Below are 327 nucleotides of genomic sequence, written 5' to 3' on the forward strand. Positions count from 1 at the left end.
TAACAGGATTATTTATGCGGAATATCGCCAAAAAAAGTACATATCTTCGCCATCAGAAAAAGGTTCTCGCACTGGTGCTGGCGTTCGCATGCGCGTTCACCATGTTTGCCGGTGCGGCGTTCACGGATGAGGCCGATATCCAGGCCACCGACGCCGTGAACATGCTGACGGCGCTGGGCGTGGTCGAGGGCAACCCCGACGGCTCTTTCAAGCCGGATGCAACCGTTACCCGTGCGGAAATGGCGAAGATGATCTTCGTTGTCCGCAACAACACCATTGATGATTCGGCTTACGAGAACAACTCCTCGAAGATGACCGACATCAGCA

1 protein-coding gene is annotated in these 327 nt (G+C 54.1%); it reads left to right on the plus strand.

The features are described 5' to 3' along the window. Positions 1–14: 14 nt before the first annotated feature. The coding region (locus tag ACYQ3S_RS15700) for an S-layer homology domain-containing protein (RefSeq protein WP_459690310.1) at positions 15–327 on the plus strand (313 nt) is incomplete at its 3' end.

This window comes from Agathobaculum sp. TL06 (genome assembly GCF_054658635.1).